This window comes from Rhizobium sp. CIAT894, assembly GCF_000172795.2.
GTDB lineage: Bacteria > Pseudomonadota > Alphaproteobacteria > Rhizobiales > Rhizobiaceae > Rhizobium.
In genome coordinates, this window is the sequence record NZ_CP020947.1 from 2516772 (window position 1) to 2541850 (window position 25079).

Below are 25079 nucleotides of genomic sequence, written 5' to 3' on the forward strand. Positions count from 1 at the left end.
CTTAAAGCGGGCGGACGAGGCGAACAACTCCAAAAGCACCGCCGCGACCATAAGCCGAGACCACAAGCCGAAACCTCTGGCAGAACGAAGCAGAATGAAGATCAAGGACCTTGCGGTCGATACCGCCCGCGCCGTCGCCTTCCTCAGCCGCATTCCCATGCCGCAGTCACTGTTCAAGACCTATGACGGCAGGCTCGGCCGGCTGGTGCGCGCCTTTCCCTTCGCCGGCATCGTCATCGGCCTCGTCCCCGCACTCGCCCTGCTTCTGCTTTTGGGGCTGCGCGCCGATCCGCCGATGGCGGCCCTGATCGCGCTTTCCATCCAGGTCGTCGTCACCGGCGCACTGCACGAGGATGGCCTGGCCGATACGGCCGACGGCATCGGCGGCGGCAAGAGCCGCGAGCAGAGCCTCGAGATCATGAAGGACAGCCGGATCGGCACTTACGGCGCGATAGCGCTGATCCTCTCCTTCGCGATCCGAGCGGCAGCACTTGCCGCCATTGCCGGCCACGCCTCGCCGCTCACGTCGGCCCTTGCCATTCCCGCCGTCGCCGCGCTCAGCCGCGGCGCCATCGCCTGGCACTGGCAGTGGCTGCCGCCGGCCAAGGCCGATGGCGTCGCCGCCTCGACCGGCCAGCCGGATGAAGCGGCGATGCAATTTGCCCTCGCCTCGGCCGGCCTCTTGGCGGCGCTTCTGATCTGGCCGGCCTTCGGTCTGCGGCCGCTGGTCGCCAGCCTGCTTGCCGCCGGCATCGCCGCACTTGCCTTTACCGCCTTCATCCGCCGCAAGCTTGCCGGCCACACCGGCGACACGCTGGGCGCGACGCAGCAAATTTGCGAAATCGCCGCGCTTTGCGCCCTTGCCACGGCTCTTTGAAACTCCGATATGTCCTTCATGCAAACACCCTGCATTCACGTCTGCTCGCTGGATTCAGCCACCGGATTTTGCGCCGGATGCGGCCGGACTCTTCAGGAAATCGGCAGCTGGGTGAGCTACTCCGACACCGAGCGGAGCCGGATCATGGTGTTGCTGCCAGCAAGGCTTGCAGCCGTCGCCGCGCTATCGAACCACATCGAAACAAGCCTCGCCAGCGGGCCGGAGCGGCCTTTATGATCCGTTTGACCGTCTTCCTCGTCGTAATCGGCATCGGCCTTGCGCTGCTGATCGTCAACAATGACAGCAGCCGAATCCTCGGCCTGCAAAGCGATGACTTCGTTCGCGTCGTCTATCTGCTGCCGATCGCGCTGATGCTGTCGGCCGGCATCTGGGCGCGCCGGAGCAGCGTCGGTGAAACGATGCGCCAAATGATGATCTGGCTGGTGATCATCCTGGCGCTCGTGACTGTCTATCTCTATCGCCAGGAAGCGCTCGGCGTCGGCAACCGGCTGCTCGCCGGCCTCGTTCCCGGCCGCGCCGTCGTCGTCACCACAAGCGAAGGCGGCCAGGAGATCATCCTGCACAAGCTGCTGAACGGCCATTTCGAAGCCGATGTCGCCGTCAACGGCCAGACGATCGAGATGCTCGTCGATACCGGCGCCAGCATGGTGGCGCTGTCCCACGAAGATGCCGAGCGGATCGGCATCGACCTCTCCCGGCTCACCTATTCCATGACCGTCATGACCGCCAACGGCCGCGGCCGCGCAGCGCCCGTCACGCTCGACCAGGTGGCGATCGGCCCGATCGTCCGCAACAATGTCGCAGCCAGCGTCGCCGAGGACGGCCGGCTCGACCAGAGCCTGCTCGGCATGAGCTTCCTGGAAACGCTGGGCTCGCTGCAGATGCAAACCGACGAACTCCGCATGCGGAATTGAACCGGCGCAGCTTTACGCGGGCATTCGGATCTGTCACCTTCAAACGCAACAACAAGACCACAAAGAGCAACAAGAAACTCCTAGTCTGGTGGCACCGCATGTTCGACCGGGTTTCGCCTTCGGTGAGGCCTTGATCCCGGGTGCGACAGGAGTTTCGCGATGAATTCACTCTGGCCGATCATCATCGGCGGCGTTTTGCCGGCGCTCTTCTGGGGCATCACCGCCATCTTTCAGAAGCAGAGCGCCACGGCTGCCACCGGCTCCGCCGTCTATCTGATCGCCTTCGGCGTCGCCTGTGCACTGGCCGGCCTGATCGTCGCACTGATCTGGCGCCCCGCCCCCTGGACGGCCGAAGGTATTGGTTTTGCCGCCACCGCAGGCGCCTGCTTCGCTCTCGGCACCGGCCTGATCAGCTTCGCGCTTTTCGCCTATGGCGTCCCGGTCTCCAAACTGGCCCCGATCTGGAGCTGTAACGTACTGGTGACGCTGGCAGTCGGCGCTGTGTTTCTCGGCGAAGCCTCCGAGGTCAATCTGATGAAGCTTGCCGCCGGCACCCTGCTCATCCTCTCAGGCGCTCTGTTAGTCAGCAGTGCCTGAGAGGAAGCCCTGGCAATGAGGCAATCAATAAGAGATGAGGATTTCGCCAATTCTCGGCCGTTGCCTTATCACCAGCGGAATCGCGAAACCAACGTCAGCCTCGCCGGAAAAGATGTCGACCGTCACTCGCCTGCCGGAGAAATTGATCCGCGATCGCGAATTCTTGAAGGAACAGGGATTGGTCCAGCAAGAGATGCTCAATTCACCATCCGCGCCCGAACCCGAATACACGGTGATCGCCAGAGCGACGTTAGCATCGTTATAGCCGGTGAGTTGGCAGGCAGTGTCAGGAAAGCATGATACCTCAGCAGAGACGGGCTCTTTTCCATCGACCACCACGGCATAGGTAACCTTGATCGGACGGACAGCTTCCTGCGGCAAGCTTTCCTGCGGGACGGAGTAAAGGTGCAAGGCCACCGCGAAATGCCCAAGTACACGGCTGCCGATCATCCCATTGCCCCATGACTGATGATGTCATCCCTGGGCAAGGTTCATGGTGAAATTGCGGCGCCTCTTCAGCACTGAACGTTGCTGCATTGCCGCTGGATTAGCTTTGTTGATATCCTGTTCCCACGCAATGCCGGAGCTCGACATGAACCCGCGACAATTGAAGACGTTCCTTGCGGTGACCCGACACGGAAATCTCACGCGCGCCGCTGCCGAGGTTAATCTCGCCCAGTCGAGCCTCAGCGACCAAATCCAGGCGTTGGAGGAAGAGCTCGGCGTAGAGCTTTTCCTGCGCTCTCGGCAGGGTGTCGTCCCGACAGCGGCGGGTGCGGCGCTGAAGACCTATGCGGAAGAAATCCTGACGCTGAACGACGAGGCAAAAAGCGCCGTCCGTGCCGCCGCCGGCAACGCCCAACACTCCATCAGCGTGGGCACGCTTGAAACCATCGCCGCCGAAAGGCTGGCGCCCTGGCTGTCGCTCTTTGGCAAGCAGAACCCGGGCCTTGGCCTGAAGCTGAAGATCGGCGGCAGCGGCGAATTGCTTGCGCAATTGCAGGCGGGCTCGCTCGATGTCGCCTTCACCTTCGATCGTGGGGAGCAGGACCAGCGTTTCGCCATGCGCCAGGTCTCTAGCGAGCCACTGGTGCTGATCGCCGGCGGCAATGCGCGCGCCCTTCCACCCGAAAGTCTCGCGGCATTGAGCACTGCGCCCTTCATCGCCACCGAAGCCGGCTGCGTTTACCGCCACCTGTTCGACACCGCCTTTGGCGCGGCTGGTGTAGCTGCGCCGCCTATTGTCACGGAAGTCGACAGCATCGCGACAATCGTCCGCCTTGTCGCCTCTGGCGCAGGTTACGGGCTGGTCCCTCGTCTCGTGGTCGGGGCGCGCCGCGATATTGTCGAGCTGCCATGGCCAGGCGAACCACCCGCGGCAGCGCTGGTGATGATGTGGCGGCGCAGGCGCGTGCAGCCGCCGGCGCTCACCCTCCTGCTACAATCGGCAAGCGACGAACTCTCGCCGGTCAGACCAGCCGATGCCCGCCTTCGACATGCAGGATAGTGCCGGTCGTGAAGCCATTGCCGATCAGGAAACGGATCGCGTCGGCAATATCCTCCGGCTGACCGACACGCCCTGCCGGCAGGCGCTGCGCCATCGCCTCCAGCGTCGCCTGCTTGGCGTCTCCGGCGACCAAGCTCCAGATCGGTGTATCGACCCATCCCGGCGATATGGCATTGACGCGGATCGGCGCCAGTTCGACGGCAAGCGCTCTGACCAGGCCCTCGAGCGCCGCATTGACGGCTGCGACCACTGATCCGCGCGCTGCCGGCCGATAAGCCGCGACACCCGAGGTAAAGGTGATCGATCCTGACGGCGGCAGACGGGCCGCACCATATTTCGCCAGCAGCAGCGGCCCGTAAAACTTGCTCTCGACCACCCGTCGCGCTGCCGCAAGCTCGATCGACGGCAGCGGCTGGTAGGCCCCTTTGATATCGGCGGCCGTGCTGACGATATGGTCGACCGGTCCGCTCTCTCGAAACAGCGCCGCGACTTCCTCCTCCCGCGATATATCGACGACATATGTCGCAAGCTTCGGATGCCCGCCCAGTTGTTGGTGCGCCATCGCGAGCCTGTCCCGGCTGCGTCCCGCAATCATTACCGACATCCCCTCATCGAGAAGGCGCCTGGCAAGCGCCTGCCCCATGCCGGAGCTGCCGCCGACGATTATCACCTTCGCATCTTCGATCCCGATAGCAGTCATCTCACTTCTCCTTTGGGCTGGGAGAGCAGATGCCGCGAACCGAGGCGGAAGAAAAACGGAAGAAATCGATTGCATTATCGGGTTTTCCGATGATGCATTCGGAGCGATCAGTTGCGCAGCCGGTAACCGGTCTTGAAGATCCAGCCGAGCGTTCCCAGGCAGATCGCCAGGAACACCGTGATCATCGCCAGGCTGATTGCCGGGTTGACGTCGGCGATCCCGTAGAAGCTCCAGCGGAAGCCGCTGACGAGATAGAGCACTGGATTGAGGTGGCTGACCGCCTGCCAGAACGGCGGCAGCATGTTGACCGAATAGAAGCTGCCGCCGAGGAAGGTCAGCGGCGGTACGACCAGCATGGGAATGAGGTTCAGCTGCTCGAAATTGCCGGCCCAGATGCCGATCATGAACCCGAACAGGCTGAAGGTGATCGCCGTCAGCAGAAAGAACAGGATCATCATGAAGGGATGCTCGATCCTGACATCGACAAAGAAATTGGCGGTGAGAAGGATGATGAAGCCGATGATCATGCCCTTGGTCGCCGCTGCCCCGACATAACCGATCAGGATTTCAGTCATCGCCACCGGCGCCGAAAGCACCTCGTAGATCGTGCCGGTGAACTTCGGGAAATAGATGCCGAAGGAGCCGTTGCTGATGCACTGGCCGAGCAGCGTCAGCATGATCAGGCCGGGCGTGATGAAAGCGCCGTAGGAGACCCCCTCCACCTCCTGGATGCGTGAACCGATCGCGGCACCGAAGACGATGAAATAGAGCGATGTCGAGATGACGGGTGAGATGACGCTCTGCAGCAGCGTGCGGCGGGTGCGGGCCATCTCGAAGAAATAGATGGATTTGATCGCTTCGACGTTCATTTGCCCGCTCCCACCAGCGCTACGAAGATGTCTTCGAGCGAACTCTGCCGCGTCGAGAGATCCTTGAAATGGATGTTGTTCTCACCGAGTCGGGTCAGGAGTGCCGCGATGCTCTCCTGCTCGTTGTCGGCGTCGAAATCGTAGGTCAGCCGGCTGCCGTCCGCTTCCAGCGTCAGTCCGTTGCCGGCAAAACAATCCGGAAGCCGTTCGAGCGGTTCGGCGAGATCGAGAATGAGTTGCTTGCGGCCGAGCTTGGCCATCAGCGCCGCCTTGTCTTCGACAAGCAGCAATTGCCCGCCATTGATGACGCCGACACGATCGGCGATCTCCTCGGCTTCTTCGATATAGTGGGTGGTCAGGATGATGGTGACGCCCGAGGTTCGAAGCTCCTGAACGACATTCCACATGTCCTTGCGCAGCGTCACGTCGACTCCGGCTGTGGGTTCGTCGAGGAAAAGAATATCCGGCTCATGCGACAGCGCCTTGGCGATCAGCACCCGGCGCTTCATGCCGCCGGAAAGCTGGCGCAGCATGTTGTCCTTCTTGTCCCAGAGCGAAAGCGCGCGCAGCACCTTCTCGATATGGGCCGGATTGGCCTTCTTGCCGTGCAGCCCCCGCGAAAAACTCACCGTATTGAACACCGTCTCGAACTGATCGGTGGTCAGTTCCTGCGGCACCAGCCCGATCATCCCGCGCGTGGCGCGAAAATCCTTGACGACGTCGTGGCCTGCGACCAGCACCTGGCCGCCGCTCGGATTGGCGATACCGCAGATGATCGAGATCAGAGTCGTCTTGCCCGCGCCGTTCGGCCCGAGCAGCGCCAGGATCTCGCCCTTTTCGACAGTGAGATTGATGCCTTTCAGGGCCTCGAACCCGTTGGCATAAGTCTTTGTGAGGTTCTGAACGGAAATAATGGGGGCCATGCAGGACTCTTGCGGATTCGGAAGGTATTTCGGCCCGCTATATAGTTCGTCTGTGACGCTTTGACATCCTTCGGGAACATGAACACTGCATTCACACAGCACCAACACCGTCACCAACGACTACGAGGTCACAGCACAGTGATATCGCCGCGGCAGCCGATCTTGCTGTGAAAAGAAAGTCATGGCCGGCTTGGAATGTCATCGTCCGGTGATATTCATGCCCGATAAGAGAGCCGAGGCATGCAGCGGCATCCGCCCCGCCGCCCATTCCTTTGCGGAGCCGTCTTCCCGGCGTTCTCGTTGCGCCCTTTTCCGCTGCCTCGCATGTAATGAAAGTTATTGTCAGTCACCAAGTGCTTGGAACCGGCCAGTATCCCCTGTTCAGCCGCGTTCGTCTTAAGCCGGCCTCTGCGCCGGCTTTTCTTTTTATGGCGGGAAGCGTCGGGATGAACATCCCCCTCGAAGGGCCGGCCTCATCCTTCGACGCCCCTTCGGTCAGGATGAGGCCGGAGAAAGGTCACGGCTCGCCTCACCGGCGAGCGGAACTCACAATTCATCGTAATTGAACCAATCGAAATCCGCCGTCTTCCCTCGTCCTGACGTGTCGAAGGCAAACACGCCGGCGAAGGCGCCGGTGAAGGAGCCGTGTTCGCCGCGCCCGCCCTCGTCGGAAATCACACCGGCGTCGAGGACCGGGCCGATCGGCTGCCAGGCGCCCTTCCCCTCGGTCTGCCAGAAACATTGCAGGTCGTTCTCGCGAATTTCCATGGCGAGCTGGACACGCCCCTCGGCGGCAATGGCGACGCCGCTTTCGGCGGGGAAGCTGAGGCGTCCGTTCGGATAGTCGCCGTTGCAGGAGAGGATCGTCACGCAGCGGCCGAGTGTTTCATGCAGCGTCACGGCGACGGCGTGGAACTTGTGACGATTGTAATAATGCGTCAGCCCGGCGACCTGCTGATAGGTGTCGGGCGCGAATTCGACCACGGTCTCGACACGGAAGCTGTGATGTTCCTGTCGGCGGGCGACCAGCGACTGCTCGAACCAGGAACCGATACTCTCGCGTGCAATCAGACGCAGATGGCCGGGACGATCCGTCAGGTTGAAGATGCGCGCGGGTTCGGGCGTGCGCAGCCACTGGAAATCGGCCGGCAATGTGGCGCCATCGAAGCTGTATTCACTGCGCATCGGCTTTTCCACCGGCACAGCACCAAACAGGCCCGGCACATCGACATCGGGCACCGAGGTGCCGTTTTCGAGATAAAGCCAGTCATCACCGCGCCAGACGCATTTCTGCAAGCTGGTCTCTCGCCCCAGCGTACAGCGCCGCTTCGGCGGCAGCGGCCGGCCGCAGAGATGGGTATGATAGGCCTCGCCATCAGGCGTTTCGACATATTGGCCATGCCCCGCCCGCTGCAGCACCGCACCAGGATGATCCTTGGAGGTGATGAGGTGCGTGTTCGGATGCATCTCATAAGGCCCTTCGATGAGGCGCGAGCGAGCCATGGTGACGGCGTGGTCGTAGCCGGTACCACCCTCGGCGGTCGTCAGATAATACCAGCCGTTGCGCTTGAAGAGATGCGGCCCCTCGACGAGGCCGAGCGGACTGCCGGCGAAGATATTGCGGATCGGGCCCTTGAGCGCCTTCGTTGCCGGGTCCCATTCCTGCATCAGGATGCCGTCGAAAGCCGGTGATTTCGGCGAGCCGCCATAGCTCTCGGTGCGGTGGTTCCACTGCATGTTGACGAACCATTTGCGGCCGTCGTCGTCGTGGAAGAGCGAGGGATCGAAGCCGGGGGAATTGACATAGACGGGATCCGACCATTCGGCCTCGATCGAGGGCGCGGTGACGATGTAGTTCGGCGCGTCCTTGAAACTGCCATCGAAACGCTTGACGTCGGTGTAGACGAGCCAAAACTGGCCATCGGCATAGGAAAGACACGGAGCCCAGATGCCGCAGCTATCCGGATTGCCCCGCATGTCGAGCTGCGAGGCGCGCTCCAGCGGCCGTCGCACCAGCGTCCAGTTCACGAGATCCTTGGAATGGTGGATCTGCACGCCGGGATACCATTCGAAGGTGGAGGTGGCGATGTAATAATCGTCACCGACGCGGCAGATTGAGGGATCGGGATTGAACCCGGGCAGGATGGGATTGCGGATCATGGACAGGCTCCCCAGATTATTGTGGTACGTACGTCAGGATGGATGCGGTTACCTCGCCTCCCTCTTCTCCCCAGCGGGGAGAAGAGGGAGCAAGCCGCACTCCCGCCTCTCTCCTAATCCCGCTCCGCCGACTTAGCCCAAAGATTGATATCAGCCTCCTTGGCATAGACATCGATCTCCGCAAGCTCCTCGGCCGAAAATTCAAGATTATCCAGCGCCTTGACGCAATCGACGATCTGAGAGGAACGGCTGGCGCCGATCAGCGCTGAGGTCACGCGTCCGCCGCGCAGCACCCAGGCAATCGCCATCTGCGCCAGCGTCTGGCCGCGCTTTTCGGCGATCCCATTGAGCTTCCTGATATTGTCGATGATCGAAGGGCGGATGAAATCGCGCTTGAGGAAATGGTTCTGCGCCGCTCGGCTGTCGTCGGGAATGCCGGCGAGATATTTGGTCGTCAGCATGCCCTGAGCAAGCGGCGAGAACACGATCGAGCCCATGCCGACATCGTCGAGCGTATCGAGCAGTTTGTCATCCTCGACCCAGCGGTTGAGCATCGAATAGCTCGGCTGATGGATCAGGCACGGCGTGCCGAGATCCTTCAGAATTTTTGCGGCTTCGCGCGAGCGTTGCGAATTATAGGAGGAGATGCCGACATAGAGCGCCCGGCCGGAGCGGACGATATGATCGAGCGCACCGCAGGTCTCTTCCAGCGGCGTTTCCGGGTCGAAGCGATGCGAATAGAAGATATCGACATAGTCGAGGCCCATACGCTTCAGGCTCTGGTCGCAGGAGGCGATCAGGTACTTGCGGCTGCCCCACTCGCCATAAGGGCCTGGCCACATGTCATAGCCTGCCTTGGAGGAGATGATCAGTTCGTCGCGAAGCCCGGAAAATTCGGTGCGCAGGATCTCGCCGAAGGCGGTCTCGGCGCTGCCGGGAGGCGGGCCATAGTTGTTGGCGAGGTCGAAATGGGTGATGCCGAGATCGAAAGCCGTGCGGCACATGTCGATCTTGCGGTCATGCGGCGTGTCGCCGCCGAAATTGTGCCAGAGGCCGAGGGAAACGGCCGGCAGCATCAGGCCGGAACGGCCCGTGCGGTTATATTTCATCTTCGAATAACGGTCCGCGGCGGGTTGCCAGCTCATCTGAATGTCTCCTTAAAATATCTCTATGATCGTCATGCTCGGCCTTGTGCCGAGCATCTGCCGTGCTCTCGATAGATCCTCGTGACAAGCCCGAGCGCGCGAGAACTATTGGAACAAGCGCGCTGATCCGGCAAGCGAACGCGCGAGCTCCTGACGGCTTCAAGAGTGCCCGCGACCAATCGATGCCGAGCATTCGCCGCCTGGTTGCAGATCCTCGGCACAAGGCCGAGGATGACGTTCGGAGGGCGCACTTGGCGATCAGCAGACCTCAGGCGATACGTTATCACCTCAACAACGCCTGCGCCTCTTCGATGCCGAGCGCGGCCGGCTGCGTGCAAGTCGTCGTGAGCTCGATGAAACGGCCCTCCGCGCCCGACTTCAGGATCGACGTCATGACGTCGACGCCGTGCAGCGTGCGGTCGAGCGAGCAGCGCGCGTCGCGGCCTTCGATCAGTGCCATCGCCATATCGGCAAGGCCGGCCGTGCGGTAGTTGGCGCGCGCCCCGTTCGGGTTTTCCTGGTTGATCTTGCCGAAGGGATGCTCCCATTCCTCAAGCGGCTTGATCTCCTTGTCGCGGCCGCTGGCCTCGACGGTGCCGCCGAAGAAGTTCGGATCCGGCACGTAAAGCGAGCCGTCGGTGCCGTAGAGTTCCATATTGGCATGACGATGCGACCACACATCCCAGCTCGCCGTCAGCGTCACGGTAGCGCCGTTGACGAATTCGAGCAGCGCCTGGATCGTCGTCGGCGTCTTGACCGGGATGATCTCGCCATTGCGCGGCTCGCTGGTGATGGTGCGGGTCGGCGACGCCATCGAGGTCATGGCGCCGACGCGTTTGACCGGGCCGATCAGGTTGATCAGATTGGCAATGTAATAGGGGCCGAGATCGAGGATCGGGCCGCCGCCCGGCAGGAAGAAGAAATCCGGGTTCGGATGCCACATCTCCATCCCCGGGCTCATGACGTAGCAGGCGCCCGAAGTAACCCGGCCGATGCCGCCATCGTCGATGAACTTGCGGGCGAGCTGATGAGCGCCGCCGAGGAAGGTGTCGGGCGCGCAGCCGACGGCAAGATTCTTCGCCTTGGCGATTCGGCGAAGCTCCTCGCCCTGTTCCAGCGAAAGGACCAGCGGCTTTTCGGAATAGACATGCTTGCCGGCTTCGAGGATTGCCTTCGACACCGGAAAATGCGCGTCGGGGATCGTCAGGTTGACGACGACGTCGATCTCGTCATTGGCGAGAAGCTCCTCGATCGTCTGCGCTTTGACGCCATATTCCTTGGCGCGCGCCTCGGCCGCCTGCAGGTTGATATCGGCGCAAGCCAGCACCTTCAGCCCCTTGAAGAGCGGTGCCAGCGAAAAATAGGTGGTGGAGATGTTGCCGCATCCGATGATGCCGACGCCAAGTTCCCTGGTCATGATGTGCCTCAATAAGTCTGGAAGGATGCGATCGAGCGGGTGATCAGGCGATCGACATCGGCCGGATTGTCATGCTCGACGACGTAGTGCTTGGTCTTGGTGGCCTTCAGGGCTGCGACGAGCTTTGCCCAAGGCAGAGTGCCATGGCCGACATCGGCCCAGCCATCCTCGTTCTTATTTTCGCCTGCCGGCGCAATGTCCTTGACGTGAGCCGAGGTGATGCGTGAGCCGAGCTTTTCGATCCATGCGAACGGATCGGCACCGCCACGAACGACCCAGGCGATATCGGCTTCCCAGGAAATGTCCGGCGCGCCTTCGAAAATGCGCTCGATCGGCAGCGAGCCGTCGGCGAGCTTGACGAATTCGAAATCGTGGTTGTGCCAGCCAAACTCATAGCCGGCATCCTTGTAGGGCTTACTCATTTCCTGCAGGCGCTTGCCGAATGCCAGCCAGCCGGCACCGTCGATCGGGCGCTGATCGGCTGCCAGATGCGGCGCATAGATCGAGTCCATGCCGAGAATCTTGGCAATGTTCAGCGACTTCCGGACTTCGCCGTCGAGGAAATCGGGGCTGAAGTGGCCGCTCGCCATCGTCAAGCCGTTCCTGTCGAGTTCGGCGCGCAGGCTCTTCAGACCGGCATCGTCAAGATCGGCATAGATGCCGCCGAAACCTTCGACTTCCTGATAGCCTGATTTGCCGAGCTTTTCGAAGATTGCCGAATAAGGTTGGAAGTTACGGGCGCTGTAAAGCTGGAAACTCAGTTTCGTCATCATTCCTCCTCGGGCCTCGTGCCCATTGAATTCAGTCCAGATCAATCCGCGGACTGACAAGATTGCAGGTCGTAAAAGCGGAAGTCCGGCAGCTTGCCGCGTTCGAGCGGATGTGCCGGAGTGAAGCTGATGCGGCGGCTCTCGCCTGCTGCAAGATCGAAGGCGTTGTCGGAATATTTGCCGTCCGTCTCGCTTTCGATCATCACGAAGAGCGCAAGTCCCTTTGCGGTGACATTGATGTCGACGGCGCCGCTCGCCTCGACATATTCATGGGTGATGGTCAGCCCGGAGGGCTCCAGCTCCAGGGCCTTATAGGTGCCGTTGACATGGTGCCCCTCGCCGCCCATGCCGTTCGACGCGGTGAAATGCCAGGCAAGCAGCGTTCCCTCGTCAATCTCGGACACGTCGATGGTCGCAGCCGTCACCGCCGCCTCCGGCGAACACATGGCCTGGACGTCTTTCAGATGCTTCCGCTCGCCCTTCATCGTCAGAAGCGAGATCGAAAGATCGATGCTGACGTCCGAAAGCGTGTCGTTAACAAGCGAGAAGCGGATCGTCTTGCCGTCTTCCGATGGAATGGCAGCGACCGCGACCGGCTGGAAGAAACGTTTGACGAGATAGTGCATCGCCTTCCAGCGGCCGCCATAATCGAGGCTCGACCAGGAGGCGACCGGCCAGGTGTCGTTGAGCTGCCAGTAGACCGTGCCCATGCAATGGGGCTTCAGTGACCGCCAATATTCCACCGCCGTCTTGATCGCCAGCCCCTGCTGAATCTGGCTGAGATAGACGAAGTTCGGGAAATCCTTGGGGAAGCGGAAATAGCGGAACATCGTGCCGGCGATGCGCTCGTTGCCCCCGGCATTCTTCTGATGCAGCTCCATGACGGGGGAAGCGACGTTCATGTCCTTCTCTTCGGCATAGGTCCTGATGACAGGCAGCGAGGTATAGGACTGGAAGCCGAATTCCGAGCAGAAGCGCGGTCGCACCGACCGGTAATTGTCGAAGGATTTATTCTCGTGCCAGACCGACCAGTAATGCATGTCGCCGGACCCGTCAGCATGCCAGGCGTCGCCGAAATCGAGATAGCCTGATGCCGGGCTCGACGGCCACCACAACGCACCAGGGAGCGCCTTCTTCACCGCCTGTTCGATCGCGCGGTTGAGCCGGTCGTACGAAACGAGGTAGCGGTCGCGGTCCTTCCGCGATTCCTCGAACCATGTCAGCGCGCCCACCAGCTCGTTATCGCCACACCAGAGCGCGATCGAAGGATGCGAAGAGAGCCGGCGCACCTGGTAATCCACCTCGATCGCCACATTGCCGAGGAAGTCTTCGGTCGAGGGATAGAGGTTGCAGGCGAACATGAAGTCCTGCCAGACCATGAGGCCCAGCCGATCGCAGAGATCGTAAAAATAGTCCTGCTCGTAGAAACCGCCGCCCCAGACGCGGATCATGTTCATGTTGGCGGCTTTGGCCGATTGCAGCAGGTCCTCGGTCTTATCAGGCGAAGACAGCGAGAACAGTGCATCGGCCGGAATCCAGTTGGCGCCCCGGCAGAAGACCTCGCGGCCGTTGACCTTGAAGGCAAAACGACTGCCGGCCGCATCCGGCGTGGTGATCAGTTCGATAGTGCGAAGGCCGATCTGCTTCGTCACCACCTCGTCGGACAATTCGACGGAAAGCGCATAGAGCGCCTGTTCGCCGCTGCCGGAGGGCCACCAGAGACGCGGATTGTCGATATGGAAGAGGTGGTGGACATCCGTCTCGCCCTTGACGCCGACATCGAGACGGACGCGCTCGCCGTCGAGATCGAAATAGACCTGGGCGATGCCGGCATGCTTGGCAAACAGGCTCGCCGTCACCATGAGGTCGACCGAGCCGTCATTATTGTGGATCTGGCGGGTGACGACATGTTCGATGCGCGCCGTCTCGATCTTTTTCAGCGCGATCATGCCGTAAAGGCCGAACGGCGCGATGGCGATGTTCCAGTCCCAGCCGAAATGGCATTGCGGCTTGCGCAGCATGTTACCGTCGGGGATTGGTGAGTTGCCGGTGCTGTAAGGAATGTAGAAAGGCTGCTGCTTCTGCCGCTCGGCGCCAATGGCGGGGTTGGAGGCAAAGACGATGCGGATCGAGTTGTCGCCTGATTTCAGCATGCTCGAGACATCGGGCCGGTAGCGGCGGAAGCTGTTATCAGCCTCAAGCGCCAGGAAGCCGTTGACATAGACACTGGCGACCGTATCGAGATAGTCGATATCGAGATACCAGTCGCCTTCGACCTCCTGTAGCGTAAAGCTGCGCTCGGCCGCCCATTCGCGCTCGGCGACCCATTGCACCTTTTCCTCGTTGCGGCCGAAATAGGGATCTGGGATCAGCCCTGCCCGGTGGAGCGCGGTGTGTACATCGCCCGGCAGGACGATCGCGGTGCGGATCTCCCCGTCGACGGAAGCGAGATGCCACGAACCGGAAAGGTCGATGCTGGAGGGGGGCTGTTGTTGCGTCACGATTTCATTCCGATTTTGAAAGCATTGTGGTCTTGGAAGGAAGGGCAAATGTCACCGCTCGGCGGCCTTTCTAGTCGTTCGTCAGAGACGTTTCGTTTTTCTCCTCATCCGCCCACCCCCACTCTCCGTCATCCTCGGGCTTGACCCGAGGATCTACACCGCACCCACCTGCGGCAGCGGGCATGGATCCCCGGGTCAAGCCCGAGGATGACGGAGAGCGGGGTTGGTCTTTTCGTCAAACTCGCCTGGCTAGCGGCCTCAATCCACAGAACCTCCTAAAGCCGCAGCTCGCTCTCGGCATCGAATACCGAAGCCAGCGTCATGTCGAAGGCGAGCTTTACCTTGGCTCCGACGTTGAAGCGGCGTGCGCCGTTGACGCGGACCGACATCGTGTGATCGGCATGTTTCAGCCACAGAAGATTGTCGGCGCCCATCGGCTCCTCGATATCGACGGTGGCGTCATGTTCTTCGCCGCCGGCATTCTCGTTGACCTTGATGTGTTCGGGGCGAACGCCGAGCACCACCTTGCGGCCGGGCTGCAATGTCTCGTTGGCGTCATAGGCAGCGAGCGAGAAAATGACGCCGTTGGCGGAAAAGGCAATGCCGTCGCCTGCCTTGACCAGCTCGCCACGCAGGAAATTCATCGACGGCGAGCCGATGAAGCCGGCGACGAAGAGATTGCGCGGCCTGTTGTAGATCGTCGTCGGGTCGTCGAGCTGCTGGATGATGCCGCTCTTCATGATGGCGATGCGATCAGCCAGCGTCAGCGCCTCGATCTGGTCATGGGTGACGTAGATCATCGTGTTCTTCAGCGACTGGTGCAGCCGCTTGATTTCGACGCGTAGCTCCGATCGCAGCTTGGCGTCGAGATTGGACAGCGGCTCGTCGAACAGGAAGACGTCGACATCGCGCACCAGCGCCCGGCCGATCGCAACGCGCTGGCGCTGGCCGCCGGATAGTTCGGCCGGCTTGCGCTTCAGGAGCGGCTGGATCTGCAGGATTTCGGAGGCACGCGCCACGCGCTTGTCGATCTCGGCCTGCGGCACCTTGGCGACACGAAGCCCGAAGGAGAGGTTCTTCTCGACGGTCATCTGCGGATAGAGCGCATAGGACTGAAACACCATGCCGATGCCGCGGTCCTTCGGTTCCTCCCAGGTGACGTTCTTGCCCTTGATGAAGATCTGGCCTTCCGAGGCGTCGAGCAGCCCGGCGATGCAGTTCAGCAAGGTCGACTTGCCGCAGCCGGACGAACCGAGCAGCACCAGGAATTCGCCGTCGTTAATATCGAGGTTCAGATCCTTCAGCACGCTGACCGCGCCGAAGTTCAGCGACAGATCCTTGATCGAGACACTTGCGTTAGAGACACTTGAGTTCATGTTCATGGGATCAACCCTTCACTGCGCCGGCGGCGATGCCACGGACGAAAAGCCGGCCAGAGACGAAATAGACGATCAGCGGCACGAGACCGGTGAGGATCGTTGCCGCCATGTTGACGTTGTATTCCTTCACGCCCTGGACGGAATTGACGATGTTGTTGAGCTGCACGGTCATCGGATAGGTGTCCGGCCGGGTGAAGACGACGCCGAACAGGAAGTCGTTCCAGATACCGGTCACCTGCAGGATCATCGCAACGACGAAGATCGGCAGCGACATCGGCAGCATGATCTTCAGGAAGATCTGCCAGAAGCCCGCCCCGTCGACACGCGCCGCCTTGAACAGCTCCTCCGGCAGCGACACGAAATAATTGCGGAAGAGCAGCGTCAGGATCGGCATGCCGAAGATCGAATGGACGATGACGAGGCCGGTCAGCGTGCCGTAAATGCCGATTTCGCGCAGAATGATGACGATTGGGTAGATCATCACCTGATAGGGAATGAACGCCCCGATGATGAGGATCGAGAAGAAAAGCTCGGATCCCTTGAAGCGCCAGTTGGCAAGCGCATAACCGTTCACCGAGGCAATCGCGATCGAAATGACGACCGATGGCACGGTGATACGCACCGAATTCCAAAAGCCGCGCGACAGGCCATCGCAGTTGAGGCCGGTGCAGGCCTCAGCCCAGGCCTTGACCCAAGGTTCGAAGGTGATCTCCATCGGTGGCGAGAAGATGTTGCCGAGACGGATTTCCGGCATGCCCTTCAGTGACGTCACGACCATCACATAGAGTGGCAGCAGGTAATAGAGCGCCGCCACACCCAGCGTTCCGTAGAGTATGATGTTGCGCGACGACAGAGCCGGGCGCGGCTTGGCGCCGCTCGGGCCTTCGCCGAGCCTCGGCGCAACGGCGTCGAGGCCGGCGGCCGTGCTATTGAGAGTTTCGATATTAGCCACGCTTGCGCCCTCCTCCGAATTCCAGATAGGCCCACGGAACGATGATGATCGCGACAGTGACGAGCATCATGGTCGAGGCGGCAAAGCCCTGCCCCAGATTCTGCGCCTGGAACATGTAGTCGTAGACATATTTCGCCGGCACTTCCGAAGAGATGCCCGGCCCGCCCGAGGTCTGCGCGACGACGAGGTCGTAGACCTTGACGATGCCGGAAGCGATGATGACGATCGTCGTGATGAACACCGGCCGCATCATCGGAATGACGATGAAGAGATAGGTCTTCCACATGGGGATGCCGTCGACACGCGCCGCCTTCCAGATATCCTCGTCGATGCCGCGCAGGCCGGCAAGCATCAGGCACATGACGAGGCCCGTTCCCTGCCACAACGCCGCGATCAGAATGCCGTAAATGACGATTTCGGGCGTATAGAGCGGGTTGAAGGTGAAGCTCGTCCAGCCCAGCGAACGCACCACCGACTGAATGCCGAAATCCGGATTCAGAACCCATTGCCAGACGAGGCCGGTCACGATGAAAGACAGCGCGAAGGGATAGAGGAAAATGGTGCGGAAGGTATTTTCGAAACGGATCTTCTGATCCATCAGCGCGGCGAGCATGAAACCGATCACCAGGCTGAAGATCAGCGAGAGCACGCCATAGAGGGCGAGATTTTCAATCGCCGTCACCCAGCGGGGTGCTGCCCAGAGGCGCTCATACTGATCGATGCCGACAAAGCTCAACCGCGGAAGCAGCTTGGAATTGGTGAAGGAATAAAAAACCGTCCAGAACGTGCCGCCGACAAAGATCACCAGCGCTGTCAGGATCATGGGAATGGATGCAATCTTGGCATTCAGATTGCGCAGTAACTTGTTTGGCCGGCCTGCTTGCGCTTGACCCGTCATGAATACTCCTCCTCAAATCGCAATTGCGACCTGTGACGAAACGGCATGGCGCCGTCTGTCGTCCCCACGTCCGAAATCTGCTGAAGATACCGGGAGATGCCGCCTGCCGGACCATCAAAATCGTCCGAAGCGGATCCGGCCCCATAGGAGCCGGATCGCAAAGGCAGCGAATCTACCGATCAGTCAGCCGAAGCGATGATCCCGGCGAAACGCTTCTGAGCGTCTTCCGGCGTCATCGACGGATTGGCGAAGAATTCGGAGAAGAGGTCTTCCTTCTGCTTCTGGCTGTCGGCCGAAAGCAGCTGGTCGGTACCCTGAATGACGTTGCCCTTCGCCAGGATGTCGAGACCCTTCTTCATGCAATCGTTAGCGGCGGCAAGATCGACGTCGCCGCGAACCGGCAACGAGCCCTTTTTCAGATTGAAGGCAACCTGCGTTTTGGGATCGAGCAGGGTTTTGGCAAGGACTGCCTGCGCCTTCGACTTTTCCGCGTCCTTCAGGAGCGGGAAGTAGAAGGCATCGCCGCCGGTCGAGATGATCTCGTTGACGCCGAGACCCGGCAGGCAGGTGTAGTCGGTGCCGGCTTTCTGGCCGGCGAGAGCGAATTCGCCCTGCGCCCAGTCACCCATGATCTGGCCACCGGCCTTGCCCGTGATGACGAGATTGGTCGCCTGGTTCCAATCCTGGACGTTGCTGCCCTTCGACATGCGGCGGGCATCGTCGGCGGCCTTGAAGACCTTGGCGATCTCGGGACCGGCAGCGACTTCCGCATCCTTGTCCTTGAAGACCTTGTTGAAGACGTCCTTGCCGGCAACCGCGACCATCAGCACGTCGAAGGCGCCTGTCGCCTGCCATGGCTGACCGCCGACGGCGAGCGGAATGATACCGGCCTTTTCGAGAGCCGGAGCGGCCGCGACGAATTCGTCCCAGTTCTTCGGAACCTCGACGCCGGCCTTCTTGAAGGCGGCGTTCGAAAGCCACAGCCACTGCCAGGAGTGGATGTTGACGGGAGCGCAATAGATCTTGCCGTCGATGGTGCAGGAATCGAGCAGGCTCGACGGACGAATAATGTCTTTCCAGTGCTCGGCGGTCGCCACATCGGTCAGGTCGCGCATCAGGCCGGCCTGGACGAGTTCTTCCGCCTGGCGGCCATGGTTGAACTGGGTGGCACCCATCGGGTCGCCGCCGGTAATGCGGCTGATCATGATCGGGCGCGCCGTACCGCCGGAACCGGCGATGGCACCGTCGACCCAGTGGTTGCCGGTGGCGTCGAACGCCTTTGCCAGTTCGGCGACAGCAGCGGACTCGCCGCCGGATGTCCACCAATGGGTGACTTCGAGATCGGTGGCGCTGGCGCTGGCGCTGATCGGAAGCGCAGCGGAAGCGGCAAGCATAGCCGCCATCATACGAATTTTCATGAGTTCTCCTCCCTCACTGAAACGTTGCCGGAAAAGCTTAGATCAATCGATTTCCTCACGCAACTGTCAGCCGGCAAATTTTTCCCGAGCAACTGGAATTGCAGCTTCTGCCTGTTTTCAATCGAAGCGCCACGCCCTCTTCATCGATGCAAAATCAGCTCTTCTCGCATATGCGTTGTCGCTATATAATATTGAATATATTATACAAATTTCAACGCGTCGATTCATGAACTGAATTATCGATTTCGCAGCCGCGGAAAAACCGGGGAAGAATTGCCGATTCAACCTGAGCGCACAATGCCGCAGCGCACACAAGAAAAAGCACTCGACATTTCTACTGTATCGTTACAGATTTGCATTTCTTAGGGAGGCGCGATTTTGGCAGGCGCGGGCTTACGGCGCTTGAAAAAGCCTCTATAAGCGACACCAATTCGCGCGAGGCAGGCCTACAGGGATGGAAAACAAGGGAAATTTCGGGCAAGCGGCATCGGCGCCAGCGGCGCGCGAGCGTCCGACATTGAAGACGATCGCCTTCATGACCGGCCTTGGCGTCACGACGGTGTCGCGCGCGCTGAAAGATGCGCCTGATATTGGGGCGGAAACCAAGGAACGGGTGCGTATGGTCGCCCGCCAACTCGGCTACCAACCGAACAGGGCGGGCGTGCGCCTGCGCACCGGCAAGACCAACGTCATCGCCCTCGTCCTCAGCATCGATGAGGAGATCATGGGCTTTTCGAGCCAGATGGTCTTCGGCATTTCCGAAGTGCTGTCCGGCACGCCCTATCATATTGTCGTCACGCCGCACTCCCACAGCAAGGACCCGATGCTGCCGGTGCGCTATATCCTCGAGACCGGTTCGGCTGACGGCGTCATCATCTCGCGCATCGAGCCGGACGATCCGCGTGTAAGGCTTTTGACCGAACGCGGCATGCCCTTTGCCACGCATGGCCGCACCGATGCGGGTCTCACGCATCCCTTCCACGATTTCGACAATGAAGCCTTCGCCCACAAGGCGGTGGAAAAACTCGTCAAGCGCGGCCGCCGCCGCATCGCCCTGCTGCAGCCTCCGAGCAAACTCACCTATTACGCCCATATCCGCATCGGCTTCCAAACCGGCCTGCACGATTACGGCGCCGAGGAAGTGCCGCTGCGCATCAACACCGACGCGCCGCTCGCCGACATCCGCGACGTCGTCGAGGTGATGATGCGCTCGGCCAACGCACCCGACGGCATCGTCTGTTCGGCCGGCAGCGCGGCGATCGCCGTCAATGCCGGCATCGAAGCCGCCGGCAAGGCCCTCGGCCGCGATCTCGACATGGTCTCCAAGCAATCGGTGCCGATCCTCAACTGGATCCGCCCCGAAATCATCACCGCCCAGGAGGACGTGCGCCAGGCCGGCCGCGAAATGGCCAAGGCCGTCATCGCCCGCATCGACGGCGTCGAACCGGAACTGCTGCAGAGCATCAGCCAGCCGGTCTGGCCGGAGGGTGACAGGTAGGGTGATGGCGGAATGAGAGCGAAGAAGAGCCGCAGCGTGGTGACTGGCGGCTGCTGTGGATATTGCCACGCCGCTAGCCAGTAAAAGCCGGCGACTGCTTTCAGCCCGAAGCGGCCAATGCGCAAGGATTGCAGTTTGGTTCAGTCCAGGTGCTGTGGTAAGCGGTTAGCAGGGGGCGCTTACTTTGTTCGCCACTCGCCAAGCCAAGGACTTTTCCACGCGAGCGATCTCGATCCTCGACGCTTTGCCTTTCTCAAGTATCAGCATAGCCGGTGTTGAACCATATGCACATGCTCTTCGAAGAGCCTTGAGAACAGGGCCGTTTATGAGCAGATAATTACCAAGATCAACACAGTTAGGTTCGCCTGTGTCAATCAGATTGCCGTTGGAATCACACCGCTCAGTGTAGTGAAAATTGTTTGCTGCAGCTGAAAGCCGATTAACGGCAGCGGTCGCGCTGAACATGTCCCAGAAGAGACATGTGATAAGAAAGATACAGCCGACGAGCACGCTGACCCTGTAAAGGCCAAGAGCAAGACTAGGGTTGGCTTCATCATCCTGCATATATGCGCCTCGGCTTTGGGGCAGACGTAGAATACGACGGATACTATCGGCTTTGAAGATGATCGCAATGTCCGCTATTGGCGCAAACGAACCCGTCGCCAGACCCCAATGATCCTTTCACTTATCGACAGATATCGGCGTGAGGCCAACCGGGAGCCCCGGATCAGCCTTCCTTCACATTCCTCGGCACGCTCCTCGCCAATTGCTCCAGCACTGCCACAATCTTCGGGTCGCGACCCTCGCCGCGCCGCGTGATCGCGTGGATGCCGCGAGATGCGAGTGGCGCCAGCGGTTTGACGACCAGCCTACCGCCGAAATCGCGAAGCGCCAGGCCGGCATCACCGCTGGGCGATCTGCTGGGAAACGGCCGAGGATGAAATGCCGAGTGCATCGCTCGAAAAAAGCCTTGATTGCCGGCCATCTCGCATGGAGCCACGGGGAATATCGACGGAATGCATGAAAGCAGCGTGCCTTATTTCAGCCAATGGGAAACGCCCGCCATGACGCTGCCGGTGCTTGCCGAGGGGCCGCAGGCGCTGCTCAGCGATCCGCTCTGGCGCCATTCGGGAGCCGCGACCATTGAGGAATATGCGCACTGGGCGGTGAATGTCTGCGGCATGGCCTGCCTGAAGATGATCCTCGCCGCGCGCGGCGAGATCCATCCCACCCTCGAACTCGCCCGCACCTGCACGGTTTACGGCGGCTATGTCGTCAACGAGATCGACGCTTCGATCAAGGGGCTGATCTACGCGCCCTTCGTCCGCTTTGTGAGCGAATGTTTCGGGCTCGGCGCCGAGACAATGACCAACGTCGAGACGTCAGCCATCCCGGAACTTCTGTCGAAACGCCGCTTCTTCATCGCCTCCGTGCATTCGGCCATCCGCTGGCCGGAGCAGGAGCCGCCGTCGAGGGGCGGACATCTCGTGCTGGTGACATCAGCCTCGCAGGAGACGATCCGATTCCACAATCCGTCCGGCCATGACGCGGCAAGCCAGGCCGATGTCACGCTGCCGCTTACCGTCTTCGATCGTTTCTTTGCCAATCGCGGCATATCGGTCGAGGCCTGATCTTTCCGACATCCCATCGCTTCGGAGGCTTTCATGACCCCTTCCCCCAACAGGCTGCGCATCGCCGTGCTCTTCGGCGGCCGTTCGGCCGAGCACGAAGTTTCCATCCTCTCGGCGACCAACGTCATGGCCGCGCTGGAACCGGAGAAATATGACGCCCTTCCGGTCTTCGTTACCCGCGAGGGACAATGGCTGCTGAGCAGCTTCGAGAACGGCCGGCTGGCGACACCCTCGTCAGGCACGGAAATCTGCCTCGTGCCGGGCGGCCACGGGCGCATGCTGGCCATGTCAGCCCAGGGCGCGCCGCATGAATTACCGGGGATCGACATCCTGTTTCCCGTGCTGCACGGCCCGCATGGCGAGGATGGATCGGTGCAGGGCGCAGCTGAAGTGGCCCGCGTACCGCTCGCCGGCTGCGGCATCCTCGGTTCAGCCGCGGCCCTCGACAAGGATATCGCCAAGCGCCTGCTGCGGGCGGCAGGCCTGCCGGTGGCGCGCGCCGTGACAATCCATGCGGGTGCCGCCCCTTCGCTTTCTGTGCTCGAAGGCGAACTCGGCCTGCCGCTCTTCATCAAGCCGGCACGACAGGGATCGTCGGTCGGCGTCGCCAAGGTCCATGCCAGCCAGGAATTCGCCGCAGCGCTCGAGCAGGCCTTCCGCCATGACCGCACCCTGCTTGCCGAGGAATTCGTCGCCGGCCGCGAGATCGAATTCAGCGTGCTGGAGGATACCGACGGCAAGCTCTTCGTCTCGCGTCCGGGCGAGATCGTGCCGGCGGAAAGCCATGGCTTCTACAATTACAACGCCAAATATATCGACGAGAACGGCGCCGCGCTGAAAGTACCGGCCGACCTGCCGTCAGAGATCGAGGCCGCCATGCGCGACATGGCCGCAAAGGCTTTCCGGGCCGTCGGCTGCGACGGCATGGCACGTGTCGATTTCTTCCTGACATCGGACATGCGCTTCGTCATCAACGAGCTCAACACCATCCCCGGCTTCACCGATATCAGCATGTACTCCAAGGCAATGGCGGCAAGCGGCGTCAGCTATGCCGAGATCATCGACCGGCTGGTGGCACACGGCATGGCGCGCGCCCGCAGGGTAGACTAGATCATGAGCAGGTCGGTTCTGATTTCCGGATGTTCCGGCGGCGGAAAATCGACGCTGCTTGCGGAACTTGGCCGTCGCGGTCATAGGATCGTCGACGAACCCGGCCGGCGGATCGTCAAGCAGGAGCTCGAAGGCGATGGTGTTGCCTTGCCTTGGGTCGACATGGCGGCCTTCGCCCGCCGTGCGATCGAAATGACGATTGCCGACCACGCGGCCGTCGCACGGCAGCCGGGCTGGACGTTCTTCGATCGTGGGTTGATCGACGCAGCGGCAGCGCTTCAGCACCTGACCGGAGAACCGATCCTGGAAAGGTTGAGCGCCGCCTACCCTTACGACAGACGCGTTTTTCTCACGCCGCCATGGCCTGAGATCTACGTGAGCGACCCTGAGCGGCGCCATGGCTTCGACGAGGCCATCGCCGAATATGATCGGCTGGCCGCGATCTATCCGACGCTCGGCTACGAGGTCGTCATACTGCCGAAGATGCCGGTCGTCGACCGGGCCGATTTCGTGCTCGACCGCCTGTCTCAGGGAGCGAATTAGCGGCGTCTCGGCCGTATCTCAGCGCCTGTGAAGAACACACCACTGGAAAGACTGCCGGCCGCCGCCGGGCGTTGTATGCTCTTCGCGCCAGTCGCGCTCCAGCATGAAGGCGGGCGAGAACTCCGCCGCCAGCGCGGCCGCGTCGTAGCGCTGGACCGGCAAGCCGCTGCACCGTTCCGGCCCGTCCGGCGCGAAGGTCGCGATGATCACGACGCTGCCCGCCGCCGTGCCGGCTTCGAGCGCGTGGCGATAGGCAAGCCGCTGCTCCGGCTCGGTGAGGAAATGAAAAACGGCGCGGTCATGCCATACGTCGTAGCGGCGCCAGGGTCTCCATATGGTGATATCAGCCACCACCCAGGCGACGCGGATGGCATCGTCGCCCAGCCGCGCCTTCGCGACATCCAGTGCCGGTGCGGCAATATCGAGAACGGTAAGGTCGGACCACCCGCGTTCGATGAGACGATCGACGAGGCTCGACGCGCCGCCGCCGACATCGATCAGCGAAACCGCAATCGGGAGCTGCAGCGACTCAAGCGCCTTGAGGGAGGGTTCCGGTGTCGGCTGATACCAGCTGACGCTGTCGGCTGCCTTCGTGCGATAGACCTCGTCCCAATGCTCCCGCTTCGCATCCGTCATCGGCTATCCCCATCTCTTGCAGCATCCGATGCTGACCTATCGATATGTAAGGATTGAGACGTCGGTCACCAACCGCTCTGCGGCCCGAGAGCCGGACTCAGGAAGCGAGGTGACGATAGACGAGATCGGCAGGATCGGTTCGGGGCGCTACGGGATCAAGATGCGCGCCCAACCGCTCGGCAACGGCCACGGACGCGGCATTGCCGGGAGCGATGTAGCTGACGAGCGACGGCAGCTTGAGTGTCTCGAAAGCCCAGCCGCGCAACGCAAAGGCCGCCTCCGTCGCATAGCCCCTGCCCTCATGCCCTTCGTAGACGAACCATCCAAGCTCCTTGTCCGGAAAGAGCGGCCCATGATTGATCCCCACCTGGCCGACACACTCGCCCGTTTCGGCAAGATCGATCATCAGCGCCCCATGCCCGAAAAGCCGCCACAACGCGATATCGTGGCAGAACATCCCCCACGCTGCCCGCAGATCGAACGGGCCGCCCATTCCAATCGAGCGCGGCGAAGCCATGATCCCGGCATAGGCGGCAAAATCATCGATATCAGGCATGCGGAGCACAAGGCGCTCGGTCTGGATGGTAATCGCGCCCGTTTCGGACATGTCGTC

25 protein-coding genes are annotated in these 25079 nt (G+C 61.2%); 9 read left to right on the plus strand and 16 right to left on the minus strand.

Annotation, left to right across the window (positions count from 1 at the left end):
* Positions 1 to 94 precede the first annotated feature (94 nt).
* The 4 genes from RHEC894_RS12480 to RHEC894_RS12495 all read left to right on the plus strand — a co-directional run bounded on the left by RHEC894_RS12480 (position 95) and on the right by RHEC894_RS12495 (position 2409).
* The gene (locus RHEC894_RS12480; protein ID WP_085737498.1) at positions 95 to 877 is read left to right on the plus strand and encodes an adenosylcobinamide-GDP ribazoletransferase; all 783 of its coding nucleotides are present in this window, start codon (positions 95 to 97) and stop codon (positions 875 to 877) included.
* Positions 878 to 895: 18 nt separating this feature from the next.
* The gene (locus RHEC894_RS12485) at positions 896 to 1114 is read left to right on the plus strand and encodes a DUF1289 domain-containing protein (RefSeq protein ID WP_085738962.1); all 219 of its coding nucleotides are present in this window, start codon (positions 896 to 898) and stop codon (positions 1112 to 1114) included.
* Positions 1111 to 1812 carry a TIGR02281 family clan AA aspartic protease gene (locus RHEC894_RS12490; protein WP_010069307.1) on the plus strand — a complete coding sequence of 234 codons (702 nt, stop codon included), beginning with the start codon at positions 1111 to 1113 and terminating at the stop codon, positions 1810 to 1812. The genes RHEC894_RS12485 and RHEC894_RS12490 overlap by 4 nt, the downstream gene beginning before the upstream one ends.
* A gap of 159 nt (positions 1813 to 1971) precedes the next feature.
* On the plus strand, positions 1972 to 2409 hold the full coding sequence (locus tag RHEC894_RS12495; protein ID WP_010069306.1) for an EamA family transporter: 438 nt from the start codon (positions 1972 to 1974) through the stop codon (positions 2407 to 2409).
* Positions 2410 to 2433: 24 nt separating this feature from the next.
* Here the strand turns inward: RHEC894_RS12495 and RHEC894_RS12500 are convergent, their stop codons facing one another.
* Complete coding sequence (locus tag RHEC894_RS12500) at positions 2434 to 2859, minus strand: hypothetical protein (RefSeq protein ID WP_085737499.1); 426 nt, start codon at positions 2857 to 2859, stop codon at positions 2434 to 2436.
* 142 nt (positions 2860 to 3001) lie between these two features.
* Between RHEC894_RS12500 and RHEC894_RS12505 the strand changes: the two genes are divergently transcribed.
* Positions 3002 to 3916: a LysR family transcriptional regulator gene (locus RHEC894_RS12505; protein ID WP_085738963.1), complete on the plus strand. Its 915-nt coding sequence runs from the start codon at positions 3002 to 3004 to the stop codon at positions 3914 to 3916.
* Here RHEC894_RS12505 and RHEC894_RS12510 read toward each other — a convergent pair.
* From RHEC894_RS12510 to RHEC894_RS12565, 12 genes are all read right to left on the minus strand, one after another.
* A complete protein-coding gene (locus RHEC894_RS12510; RefSeq protein ID WP_085737500.1) occupies positions 3879 to 4616 on the minus strand; it encodes an SDR family oxidoreductase in 738 nt (245 codons plus the stop codon). The genes RHEC894_RS12505 and RHEC894_RS12510 overlap by 38 nt on opposite strands.
* Before the next feature lie 107 nt (positions 4617 to 4723).
* The gene (locus tag RHEC894_RS12515; protein ID WP_085737501.1) at positions 4724 to 5485 is read right to left on the minus strand and encodes an ABC transporter permease; all 762 of its coding nucleotides are present in this window, start codon (positions 5483 to 5485) and stop codon (positions 4724 to 4726) included.
* Positions 5482 to 6408 (minus strand): ABC transporter ATP-binding protein, encoded by a 927-nt coding sequence (locus RHEC894_RS12520; RefSeq protein ID WP_085737502.1) that lies wholly within the window; start codon positions 6406 to 6408, stop codon positions 5482 to 5484. Before RHEC894_RS12520 ends, RHEC894_RS12515 begins: the two co-directional genes overlap by 4 nt.
* A gap of 546 nt (positions 6409 to 6954) precedes the next feature.
* Positions 6955 to 8568 carry a glycoside hydrolase family 43 protein gene (locus RHEC894_RS12525; RefSeq protein ID WP_085737503.1) on the minus strand — a complete coding sequence of 538 codons (1614 nt, stop codon included), beginning with the start codon at positions 8566 to 8568 and terminating at the stop codon, positions 6955 to 6957.
* 113 nt (positions 8569 to 8681) lie between these two features.
* Positions 8682 to 9713, minus strand: a complete 1032-nt coding sequence (gene mgrA / locus RHEC894_RS12530) for an L-glyceraldehyde 3-phosphate reductase (protein WP_085737504.1) — start codon at positions 9711 to 9713, stop codon at positions 8682 to 8684.
* Between the two features lie 283 nt (positions 9714 to 9996).
* Positions 9997 to 11130, minus strand: coding sequence for a Gfo/Idh/MocA family oxidoreductase (locus RHEC894_RS12535; RefSeq protein ID WP_085737505.1), 1134 nt, complete (start codon positions 11128 to 11130; stop codon positions 9997 to 9999).
* Between the two features lie 8 nt (positions 11131 to 11138).
* Positions 11139 to 11900: a sugar phosphate isomerase/epimerase gene (locus RHEC894_RS12540; protein ID WP_085737506.1), complete on the minus strand. Its 762-nt coding sequence runs from the start codon at positions 11898 to 11900 to the stop codon at positions 11139 to 11141.
* Positions 11901 to 11941: 41 nt separating this feature from the next.
* A complete protein-coding gene (locus RHEC894_RS12545) occupies positions 11942 to 14401 on the minus strand; it encodes a glycoside hydrolase family 2 protein (RefSeq protein WP_085737507.1) in 2460 nt (819 codons plus the stop codon).
* 275 nt (positions 14402 to 14676) lie between these two features.
* Entirely contained in the window at positions 14677 to 15783 is a 1107-nt protein-coding gene (locus tag RHEC894_RS12550; RefSeq protein WP_085737508.1) for an ABC transporter ATP-binding protein, read from the minus strand.
* Between the two features lie 4 nt (positions 15784 to 15787).
* Positions 15788 to 16732 (minus strand): carbohydrate ABC transporter permease, encoded by a 945-nt coding sequence (locus RHEC894_RS12555; protein WP_085737509.1) that lies wholly within the window; start codon positions 16730 to 16732, stop codon positions 15788 to 15790.
* On the minus strand, positions 16725 to 17630 hold the full coding sequence (locus RHEC894_RS12560; RefSeq protein ID WP_085737510.1) for a sugar ABC transporter permease: 906 nt from the start codon (positions 17628 to 17630) through the stop codon (positions 16725 to 16727). Before RHEC894_RS12560 ends, RHEC894_RS12555 begins: the two co-directional genes overlap by 8 nt.
* A 179-nt stretch (positions 17631 to 17809) precedes the next feature.
* Positions 17810 to 19048, minus strand: a complete 1239-nt coding sequence (locus RHEC894_RS12565; protein WP_085737511.1) for an ABC transporter substrate-binding protein — start codon at positions 19046 to 19048, stop codon at positions 17810 to 17812.
* Between the two features lie 454 nt (positions 19049 to 19502).
* On the opposite strand from RHEC894_RS12565, the gene RHEC894_RS12570 reads away from it, so the two are divergent.
* Complete coding sequence (locus RHEC894_RS12570) at positions 19503 to 20546, plus strand: LacI family transcriptional regulator (RefSeq protein ID WP_085737512.1); 1044 nt, start codon at positions 19503 to 19505, stop codon at positions 20544 to 20546.
* 165 nt (positions 20547 to 20711) lie between these two features.
* Here RHEC894_RS12570 and RHEC894_RS12575 read toward each other — a convergent pair whose 3' ends face one another.
* Positions 20712 to 21110: a hypothetical protein gene (locus tag RHEC894_RS12575; protein ID WP_085737513.1), complete on the minus strand. Its 399-nt coding sequence runs from the start codon at positions 21108 to 21110 to the stop codon at positions 20712 to 20714.
* 452 nt (positions 21111 to 21562) lie between these two features.
* Here RHEC894_RS12575 and RHEC894_RS12585 point away from each other — a divergent pair, with 452 nt between their 5' ends.
* From RHEC894_RS12585 to RHEC894_RS12595, 3 genes are read left to right on the plus strand one after another with little or no spacing between them, the layout of a single operon-like run.
* Positions 21563 to 22177 carry a C39 family peptidase gene (locus RHEC894_RS12585; RefSeq protein ID WP_085737515.1) on the plus strand — a complete coding sequence of 205 codons (615 nt, stop codon included), beginning with the start codon at positions 21563 to 21565 and terminating at the stop codon, positions 22175 to 22177.
* A gap of 33 nt (positions 22178 to 22210) precedes the next feature.
* Positions 22211 to 23287 carry a D-alanine--D-alanine ligase family protein gene (locus RHEC894_RS12590; protein WP_085737516.1) on the plus strand — a complete coding sequence of 359 codons (1077 nt, stop codon included), beginning with the start codon at positions 22211 to 22213 and terminating at the stop codon, positions 23285 to 23287.
* Positions 23288 to 23290: 3 nt separating this feature from the next.
* The gene (locus tag RHEC894_RS12595) at positions 23291 to 23830 is read left to right on the plus strand and encodes an AAA family ATPase (protein WP_085737517.1); all 540 of its coding nucleotides are present in this window, start codon (positions 23291 to 23293) and stop codon (positions 23828 to 23830) included.
* 18 nt (positions 23831 to 23848) lie between these two features.
* Here RHEC894_RS12595 and RHEC894_RS12600 read toward each other — a convergent pair whose 3' ends face one another.
* Together RHEC894_RS12600 and RHEC894_RS12605 are read right to left on the minus strand one after the other, a co-directional pair.
* On the minus strand, positions 23849 to 24466 hold the full coding sequence (locus tag RHEC894_RS12600; protein WP_010068552.1) for a class I SAM-dependent methyltransferase: 618 nt from the start codon (positions 24464 to 24466) through the stop codon (positions 23849 to 23851).
* A 97-nt stretch (positions 24467 to 24563) separates the two neighbouring features.
* Complete coding sequence (locus RHEC894_RS12605) at positions 24564 to 25073, minus strand: GNAT family N-acetyltransferase (protein ID WP_085737518.1); 510 nt, start codon at positions 25071 to 25073, stop codon at positions 24564 to 24566.
* Between the last annotated feature and the right edge of the window lie 6 nt (positions 25074 to 25079).